This is a genomic window from Chamaesiphon sp. OTE_8_metabat_110 (assembly GCF_031382685.1).
Lineage (GTDB): Bacteria > Cyanobacteriota > Cyanobacteriia > Cyanobacteriales > Chamaesiphonaceae > Chamaesiphon.
The window spans coordinates 1-9,020 of sequence record NZ_JANMZA010000383.1 but is presented as its reverse complement, the minus strand read 5'-3'; the positions used below and the strand labels follow the sequence as shown (position 1 = coordinate 9,020).

The 9,020-nt window shown below is 47.6% G+C and carries 9 protein-coding genes; 3 read left to right on the top strand and 6 right to left on the bottom strand.

Translation table 11 applies throughout. From position 1 onward, the window contains the following. Positions 1-1,705, top strand: a 1,705-nt coding sequence (locus RMO52_RS14080; protein ID WP_310415273.1) for an N-acetylmuramoyl-L-alanine amidase, incomplete at its 5' end; no start/stop codon positions are given. A 139-nt stretch (positions 1,706-1,844) separates the two neighbouring features. Here the strand turns inward: RMO52_RS14080 and RMO52_RS14075 are convergent. The 5 genes from RMO52_RS14075 to RMO52_RS14055 form a co-directional block, all read right to left on the bottom strand. Then, positions 1,845-2,633: an anti-sigma factor gene (locus RMO52_RS14075; RefSeq protein WP_310415271.1), complete on the bottom strand. Its 789-nt coding sequence runs from the start codon at positions 2,631-2,633 to the stop codon at positions 1,845-1,847. A gap of 7 nt (positions 2,634-2,640) precedes the next feature. Next, on the bottom strand, positions 2,641-3,198 hold the full coding sequence (locus tag RMO52_RS14070) for a sigma-70 family RNA polymerase sigma factor (protein ID WP_310415267.1): 558 nt from the start codon (positions 3,196-3,198) through the stop codon (positions 2,641-2,643). 4 nt (positions 3,199-3,202) lie between these two features. Then, positions 3,203-4,051, bottom strand: a complete 849-nt coding sequence (locus RMO52_RS14065) for a cytochrome c biogenesis protein CcdA (RefSeq protein WP_310415264.1) — start codon at positions 4,049-4,051, stop codon at positions 3,203-3,205. A 301-nt stretch (positions 4,052-4,352) separates the two neighbouring features. Beyond that, entirely contained in the window at positions 4,353-4,874 is a 522-nt protein-coding gene (locus RMO52_RS14060) for a thioredoxin domain-containing protein (RefSeq protein ID WP_310415261.1), read from the bottom strand. A gap of 29 nt (positions 4,875-4,903) precedes the next feature. After that, the gene (locus RMO52_RS14055; protein ID WP_310415258.1) at positions 4,904-5,107 is read right to left on the bottom strand and encodes a hypothetical protein; all 204 of its coding nucleotides are present in this window, start codon (positions 5,105-5,107) and stop codon (positions 4,904-4,906) included. A gap of 40 nt (positions 5,108-5,147) precedes the next feature. On the opposite strand from RMO52_RS14055, the gene chlP reads away from it, so the two are divergent. Beyond that, complete coding sequence (gene chlP / locus RMO52_RS14050; RefSeq protein WP_310415255.1) at positions 5,148-6,374, top strand: geranylgeranyl reductase; 1,227 nt, start codon at positions 5,148-5,150, stop codon at positions 6,372-6,374. Positions 6,375-6,610: 236 nt separating this feature from the next. Beyond that, positions 6,611-7,399: an ergothioneine biosynthesis protein EgtC gene (gene egtC / locus RMO52_RS14045; RefSeq protein WP_310415253.1), complete on the top strand. Its 789-nt coding sequence runs from the start codon at positions 6,611-6,613 to the stop codon at positions 7,397-7,399. Positions 7,400-7,465: 66 nt separating this feature from the next. Here egtC and RMO52_RS14040 read toward each other — a convergent pair whose 3' ends face one another. Continuing rightward, positions 7,466-8,692, bottom strand: a complete 1,227-nt coding sequence (locus RMO52_RS14040; protein ID WP_310415249.1) for an MFS transporter — start codon at positions 8,690-8,692, stop codon at positions 7,466-7,468. Positions 8,693-9,020: the final 328 nt, after the last annotated feature.

Sequence of the window (9,020 nt, the reverse complement as noted above, 5' to 3'; positions counted from 1 at the left end):
TCCCCCCGCCGATTATCAAACAGCAAGCGATCGAATCTTCTTGATTGGGAGTGCGCCGAGCGAAGGCAACGTATCGGTAAATAATAAACCCGTTCCCCGCAGTCAACGGGGGCATTTTGCTTCTGTCTTCAATCTCAAGGTGGGAAAAAATACCTTTGAGATTGATTATAAAGGGCAGTCTAAAACAATTGTTGTCACGCGATCGGCAGCATTGCCTACCGAGACACCTAAAAATAACTTTGCACCCAATTCCCTCGAACCGCAAGGAGACATGGCGCGGATGCCTGGGGAGCTAGTTTGTTTTGGCGCGAAGGCACCAGCTAAAGCCAAAGTCAATGTCAACATCGGTGGGCAAGATATTAAGCTGCAAGAGCAGGGCAATGGTGTCGATTTACCTGACAATAAAGCAGCGTTAATCGATCGCAATCAACCTCAAGCCATGTATGGTGCGGGGCAGTATTTGGGCTGCGCGATCGCTTCAGCCGCTGCCGATTTGGGCAATCCAACCTATAAACTAGAAGTAGGCAACCCACCGACTACCGTCTCTCAAACTGCTCCTGGTAAAGTGCAGATTTTGTCGCCCTTAAATCTAGACATCGCCGAAGTCACAGTCGAAGGGGGAATTACGCGCACGGGTGCAGGTTCTGATTTTAGTCGGCTGACACCTTTACCCAAGGGCACCAAGGCAGCGATTACCGCGCGTCAGACGGGGAATAATAATGGCAAGCCAGCTAATTGGGTACGGCTCGATTATGGCGGCTGGATCTTGGCGGAGCAAGTACAGATAACAACTGGTGTCACCACACCGCCTAACACGATCGTCAAAAGCCTGATGAGTAAAGAGCGCGAGGGCGCTACCGATGTGATTATCCCGCTGCAAGTACCCGTCCCCGTAACACTCGAACAAGGTACTACTACCCTCACGCTGACGCTCTACAACACTACTGCCCAAACTGATATTATCCGCTTCAATGATAACCCCACCGTGTCGCGGCTAGATTGGAAGCAAACCAGCCCTGGCGTAGTCCAATATGTATTTAACCTCAAATCAAAACAACAGTGGGGTTACAGGCTCAGATATCAGGGTAGTAACCTCGTCCTCTCACTCCGCCATCCACCCAAACTCAATAAAAATAATCTCAGCAAGCCCCTCGCAGGTACTAAAATCCTCCTAGATCCCGGACATGGCGGTAAAGATTCGGGTGCAGTCGGGCCGAATGGCTATACCGAAAAAGAAGCCAATCTCTATGCCTCCAAACTGTTGGCAAATGAGCTAGCCATGCGCGGTGCATCGGTATATCTATCGCGGGAATCAGATAAATTTGTCGAATTGAGCGATCGCCAGACGATTATTGATAATCTAGAACCGACACTCGCCCTATCGGTACATCATAATGCCCTCCCCGACGGCGGTAATCCCGATACTAAAGGTTTTTCTACCTATTGGTACCATGCTCAGGCTCAAAGCCTCGCCCTGTCCCTCCACAATTATGTGGTTAAGGATATCGGACGTCCATCTTATGGAATCTTCTGGGACAACCTCGCGCTGGCGCGTCCGGCATCAGCTCCCTCTGTCCTCCTAGAATTAGGATTTATGACTAATACCAGCGAATTTGAACAAATTTCCAATCCGCTAGAGCAGCAAAAAATGGCAAAATCGATCGCAGACGGTGTTACCAAGTGGTTGCAGTCATCGGTCAATTAGGACGGGGAGAGGGGGAAAGGGGAAAGGGGAAAGGGGTGACTGGGAGAAAGATCCAATTACCTAATATTTTCGACTCTTTACCTATTACCTCTTACCTCTTACCCCTTACCTCTTACCTCTTACCTCTTACCCATTGAAATTAGATCTCGCCTTCGATCGCAATTTCACCTTCAGCTTCTGTTGCGTCTTTTTGTTCGATGGTAATCGTTACCTTAGTAGCTTTCTTTAATCGATCGAGTGGAATTTTCACCAAAACTTTACCATCTTTATCGGGTAAAAAATCCGCACAACTCATCTCCTCTTCGCCCACAATTGCCCATGTGCGGTAAACCTGTCCCGGTGGTAGCGGTTGGACTTGTTGGAGGATTAGTACTGCTACAGATTTTTTGGGCACGACAACCAAGCTCCCCGCCCCCGTTTGCCCTGGCAGGTTCTTGAGCGAGATTAGCCGATTATTCGGCTGCTGGAGCAAACTGAGGATCGATCGATCGTTGCCGAGGGCGGGTTTTCGGCTAGCAATTTGGGCAATTTGGAGATCTTGCTTGACGGTGGCTAATTCCTGGGAGAGGCGGTAGTTGTACCAACCAAAGTAAGCAATTAGTGCTAGTTCTAATCCGTCGGCAATCGGTTTCCACCACTGACGAGATTTTTGAGGTGGCTGCGTAATGGGCATTATTGCCAGACTGTCTGGGGCAGCCGCTTGCAAAATTTGCGCTCTCAATGAGTCTGGCGGCTCAGCTATTGGCAAAGTCAGCGGCAATAAATCTAGCGGTAACATTAAACTAGCGATCTCAGCTTGGCGTTCGGGATTTTCGTGCAGATATGCCTCGACTCGATCGATTTCAGCAGGGGTGAGATCGCCGAGAACATATCCAGCCAGCAGTTCTGGCGACGGTTCGGATGGTGAGGGAGAATATATATCTGGCATTATTTAGTTAGTCTACTAAATCCTGTAACGATTGTCGCAGCTTGAGCAGAGCTTGACGCGATCGCGTTTTGACAGTACCGAGCGGTAGATCGAGTTCGCGCGCGATTTCTGATTGACTTTTGCCCTGGTAGTAGCCCATCTCTAAGACTTGTTTTTGGGTAGTGGGAAGTTCCGCAAGTGCCGAACTCATCCGTTCTCGTAATTCAGTTAAAGTGACTGATTCCATGCCTGGGTTGTTGCTGGTTGGGGCTAAATAGGTGCCAACCCTATGGGTCAAATTTTGCTGAGAACCTTGTTGCTTCAGCCGATTCAGAGCGCGAGAGCGCGTCATCACGAGTAAGAATACAAGTAACGTACCTCGATCTGGATCGTATTTATCGACTCCCTTCCACAAAGCGAGAAATACTTCCTGAGTGAGATCTTCAGCTTCGGGAGGATTAGTCAGCATCCGCAGGGCTAGGCGATAAACTACTTTCCCATATCGATCGTATACGATTCCTAGCGCAGCAGGATCGCCCCGTCGCAGTGCTGCCAAGACTTGAAGATCGGACTTATCTGCGGGCATGGGCTTAAAAGAACCAGAGAATACCTGACACCACATAATACCCACCCATGAATATCAATGCTAGCCCACCCCATCGCATTACCACTTCTGAATTCATCAGGATCTGGCGCGTAAACCGCATTAGTCCGGCAAATAAGCTAGTTGCAAAAATTACAGCCGTATAACCCAAAGCATAAGCCACCATTGTCAGCACACTCCATACTGGCGAACCAGTAACCGCTGCTGCTGCCAAAACAGCAAATAATACTGGGCTAGCACAGGGCGAACTAATGAGGGCAAACGTCACTCCCACCCCATAAGTCCCCGCAAATGGTGGCAAAGAGATCTGCGTCTGTGGGAGCGGTAAATGAACCAAACCGCCAATACTCAATCCCATCAAGATAATCAGCATCCCTACCGCGAGATTGATATACCCTCGCCATTCCACCATTACCGCCCCTGCTACGGCTGAAAATAGTCCGAACACACTCAAGATCGTCATTACACCCAACACAAACCCTGTGGCATTCCAGAATGCTTCCCGGCGAGATTTGACATTGAGCGTGCCAATGTAGCTGAGGTTGACTGGGAGCATCGCCAAAATACACGGCGAAACACTCGCCAGTAAGCCACCGCCAGCAGCAAAAGGAATCAACAGCCACGGATTCGTCAGCGACTGGATTGCCCCCCATTTTTCGTACTGATTTTCAGCTTCAGAAATTATTCGCTCCAACGGCTGAAATAAATCTAGATTGATATATTTAGGTAAAATAACTGCGACGATAGTCAAAATTGCCAATCCGAATAATACCGACCATTTAAGTAAATTTCTGCGAGATTTGGCGATTTGAGTAAGTGTATTTTTGATATTCACGATCGAGTTCCAATAGCCAAACAATATTTTCTATGCTTTTAAAATCATCGCACCATTAATATGAATTACTGCTGCGATTAATTTCGGTAGGGCAATGCCCACCAGAAGATATCCAGTAGGGTGGGCAGTGCCCACCAGCTAGGTTTCAGTCACAATCCATTTGATAAATAATTGCACCTACCTACTAACACAACACCATTAACAATGAATTACTTGCGATAAATTTTGGTAGGTGATGAAAGTAAAGAACAGAATTCAATACTTTAAGATTGAGAAAAAACCATAATTCTCGCCAAATTAGCTAAGATTTTTTCATGACACCACCTTTGCCCATCTGAGCGATCGAGCGATCGATTACCCCTGTATACTCGGCTAGATCGGCATTATTCCGAAACTGTTTGATGACCTTACCCGTAGCCGGATCGATAATTGCGACTGTAGCGGTTTGAGACTTATTAGCACTAAAAAAACTACTTAAGCCGAGTTTTTCCGCCATTTTCATTGAAGCTTGAGTTTTATTGTTATTGGTAACGTCAAATACAACAAAGTTCGCTTTAGCACTATATTTTTGCTTGAGCTGAGATAACGTAGGTGCAATATTTCTACACCCAGGACACCAGCTCGCATAGATATCTACAACTACAGGTTTACCCTGAAGTTGGGCAGCTAAAGGAGTGGGTGTTCCTTGAGCAATTAATTTTGGAGCAACAGTCGATCGAGCAGATGAAGTAAAATTAGTTTGGGTAGTGGCGATCGAACCAACAGTTGTCGCTATTAGGGTAATCGCGATCGCGAGTGTTGCAGAAATAGGTAAGAGTTTCATGAGGATTGTCGAGCTGCTAAATGGTTCTATTAGGGATACAGACTCAAGCCTCGATCGGATTCATTAATTTCTAAATTACTCAATTTGTATAGATCCCCATCCCCCAACACCTGCATGGCGATGCACCCGCCGCGCTCAAACCTATCCAAATATGTCTTTATATAAAGGAATATTTCGATTCTGACCGACTGAGCGAGTTTCGACACGATCGCCCAGAGAGTCCGTGCTAACATCCATCAGTGTAAGCACAAGTCATAAAGAGAGAGTATAGCTGTGGTACTACGGGTTGCTGTTGTCGGTTCTGGGCCAGCGGGTTCTTCCGCCGCTGAAGTGTTAGCAAAAGCTGGAATTGAAACTTATTTATTTGAACGTAAATTAGATAACGCCAAGCCTTGTGGTGGTGCGATTCCTCTTTGCATGGTGGCTGAATTTGACTTACCATCACACATTATCGATCGCGAAGTGCGGCAAATGAAGATGATTTCGCCTTCCAATGTCGAAGTCGATATCGGTCAAACGCTCAAGCCTGGTGAATATATCGGCATGTGTCGGCGGGAAGTCTTGGATGGCTTTTTACGCGATCGCGCCGAAAAACTCGGTGCTAAACTAATTAATGGCACGGTGCATAAGTTAGAAATGCCCGGTCTGAACACGACCGATCCTTATGTCTTGCACTACGCGGATCATTCCAACGGGAGTCTCGAAGGTGAAGCCAAAACCCTGAAAGTCGATCTCGTCATCGGTGCTGACGGTGCCAATTCCCGCGTTGCTAAAGCGATGGATGCTGGGGACTACAACTATGCGATCGCATTCCAAGAGCGGATCAGACTGCCAGAAGATAAGATGGCTTATTACCACAGTCTGGCTGAAATGTATGTCGGTGATGATGTCTCGACTGATTTCTATGCTTGGGTATTCCCTAAATTCGATCACGTAGCGGTCGGTACAGGGACGATGAAGGTACACAAAGCCTCAATTAAGAATTTGCAAGCGGGTATCCGCAAACGCGCTGCCAAGAAGCTTGAAGGCGGCACGATTATCAAAGTTGAAGCTCACCCCATCCCCGAGCATCCCCGCCCCCGTCGAGTCGTCGGTCGTTGTGCCTTAGTCGGCGATGCGGCTGGTTATGTTACCAAGTCTTCGGGCGAAGGGATCTACTTTGCAGCTAAATCCGGACGGATGTGTGCGGAAACGATCGTCGAACGCTCCGAACAAGGTGCCAAAATCCCGACAGAAGCAGATCTTAAGGTCTATATCAAGCAGTGGGATAAAGCTTATGGCTTGACTTACACGGTCTTAGATATTCTCCAACGTGTATTCTACCGTTCGGACGCGACTCGCGAAGCTTTCGTCGAAATGTGCGGCGATTTGGATGTCCAGAAGCTCACCTTCGATAGCTATCTCTACAAAACGGTCGTCCCAGCCAATCCCATCACCCAGATGAAGATTACCGCCAAAACGATCGGCAGTCTACTCCGAGGTAATGCTTTAGCACCCTAATTATCGATTGGCAACTCACACTTAAATTTAGGTAGGTATTCGTGCCTACCTTTTTTGTCCGCAAATTTTGGAATGATGAATTATACCAAATCCGTTTCACAGACCCTTCTTTTGCGCTCGAAACCCCTCGCCCTCACCTGCGGTTCCGGCTCCCCTCTGTCTTGATTCGCTGTAACGCTCGTCCATCTCCCCTAGTCCCCCACCCCAACTCCCAACTCCCAACTCCCATCTCCTAAATGTGCCGTCTCCTCGCCTATCAGGGTATCCCTCAATCGATCGATCGACTGATTGCCAAACCCGAACATTCGCTAATCGTCCAAAGTTATCAACCCCGCGAAATGACCGCTGGGGTCATCAATGCTGATGGATTTGGGATTGGGTGGTATCATCCCGAAAAGGACACGGAGCCGTTTATCTACAAGCATACTCAGCCAATCTGGACTGATATCAATCTCCCATCCGTGAGTAGATATGTCGAAACAGGCTGTATGCTCAGTTACGTTAGAAGTGCGACGCCGGGACAAGGCGTGAGTCTGAGCAATTGCCAACCATTTCAGGATGGTAAATTGTTATTTATTCATAACGGGTTTATCGACAACTTCCGAGGTGGTTTATACAAGCAAATTCGGGATAAATTGCACCAGCATATCTATCAATCGATCGACGGGACGACCGATTCGGAACATATTTTCGCGCTGTTTTCCAATCTCTTACATACCCATCCCGAACTCCCACTGGAAATTGCTCTCCAGCAGACACTCCGACTTTTGCGCGACTTAGTGGAAGCCGAACGGACGACGATTTCTGCCAATATTGTGATTAGTGATGGCGAGCGATTAATTGCTTCGCGATTTGCGCATCGGGCGACGGTACCTTCTCTCTATTGGATTAAAAATAGTATCGATTATCCAGACTCGGTAATCTTGGCATCAGAGCCGATATTTACCGACGATTGGCATGTTTGTCCGATGCAAAGTATCATCACTGTGAGCAAGAATCTAGAGATTGAAATTTTTCCGATTTAAAATTTATAACTATACTCAGTTAGAACAGAAACCCGCCTTTTTAGAAAAGTCGGGTTTTTCATAGCACTAGAGAGCGTCATCGACTGCTCGCATCCCGATCGATCTTTCTAACCAACCTAAAATTAACCACACAATCGGTACTGTCGCTGCTAAACCCAACCAGAAATTGTGAGCGAATTGGGTCGATCGATCGAGTGCCCAGCCGCCTAATGGTGGCCCCACAGCATAGCCAACTGCCCAACAGAGGGAGTTAATCGATGTATAAACACCACGCAGGGATGCTGGGGCAAAATCGGCAATCAGAGCAGAGGCAGTCGGCGTATAAGCAACAATCGCAAGGGCAAATAAACCTAAACCTAAACTCGCCCATAAAAGCTGATAATTAGCACTGGCTCCCGTCAGCGTGATACAAATAAATCCTAATACCCAAAAGCCACCGGAGATCGTCAACGATCTCGTGTGGCTCAATTTTTCTAATAATTTGAGCATGGGCAGTTGGGCGGCGATTGTCACGAGTAAGTGTCCGGTAAATAGCGCACTAATGACTTGTGGATTGAAGCCGCGCGCACTAGCTTGAGGGACGAAACCACTAAAATATAATGGTAGAGTAGTTTGAGTTTGGGCGATATAAACAGTTAAAATAATATTGACAATGACGTAAATTAATAACCGTCGATCGCGCAAGGCGCGGTAATAACCGCTGAAAAATTTCACGGCTATTTTTTGCGCCTGTAATGTTTCTTGAATCCCAAACAGGAGAATTACAAAGAAGCAGCAAAAAGAGATGCCATCGATAATAAATAACGTTCGATATGCACCTGTCGAACTAATTAGTAATCCGCCAGCGATAATCCCCAATCCCATCCCGATATTATCTGCTAATCGGGTAATTGCATATGCAAAGCGGCGTCCTTCTCCCTCCGTCAGATCGGCGACAATTGCTTCATTGGCGGGCCAATACAAGCCCAAACCGAATCCTTGTATCAAGCAACCAGCCACTAAGGTCGGAAAATTATCGGTAGTGGTAAAGATAAAACAAGCTAGTGCCAAGACGATCGTCGATAATAATAGCACTGGTTTGCGACCCCAGCGATCGGCATAGGTGCCACTAATCAACCGCCCAGCAACACCAGAAATCGACGCACTACCCAAGGCTAAACCGACAGATGTCGCGGAGAGTCCGACTTGCTGCACGAAAAAAATCGGGGCGTAAAAGATCGTAAATCCGCTCCCGATTTCTGACAATAATCTACCTAGCGCGAGAATCCAAATCTGTCGAGGTAACTTGGACATATATAGACTCGGGAAATAGGAATGCTCAGTAGGGTGCAGTTTAGCTATACCCTATCCTTCCTACTGTATCACTCTCATTCTCGCTGTGGAGAACGGCTCTCCTGCTATTTTGGGGGATATAGTCAAATTACATGTCAATGGATTGTGCATTCTATCCCTTTCCCCTGCTTGGTGCGCTGTCTTGTCACGCATAATCCGGGAGCGGCGCATCGAACGCGTGGCGGGTCCCCCGCCACGCTGGGAGGTTCCCTCCCGTTTGTGTGCTGAACTCGACGCGCGCTTTGGAGGTTCCCTCCAAGTTAAGCGCGTCAAGACAAGAGAGGGAACC

Coding starts and splice junctions, on each gene's coding strand:
- RMO52_RS14040 (WP_310415249.1), bottom strand. CDS start 8,692: ATGTCCAAGTTACCTCGACAGATTTGGATTCTCGCGCTAGGTAGATTA.
- RMO52_RS14060 (WP_310415261.1), bottom strand. CDS start 4,874: ATGAAACTCTTACCTATTTCTGCAACACTCGCGATCGCGATTACCCTA.
- RMO52_RS14055 (WP_310415258.1), bottom strand. CDS start 5,107: ATGTTAGCACGGACTCTCTGGGCGATCGTGTCGAAACTCGCTCAGTCG.
- RMO52_RS14075 (WP_310415271.1), bottom strand. CDS start 2,633: ATGCCAGATATATATTCTCCCTCACCATCCGAACCGTCGCCAGAACTG.
- egtC (WP_310415253.1), top strand. CDS start 6,611: ATGTGCCGTCTCCTCGCCTATCAGGGTATCCCTCAATCGATCGATCGA.
- RMO52_RS14070 (WP_310415267.1), bottom strand. CDS start 3,198: ATGCCCGCAGATAAGTCCGATCTTCAAGTCTTGGCAGCACTGCGACGG.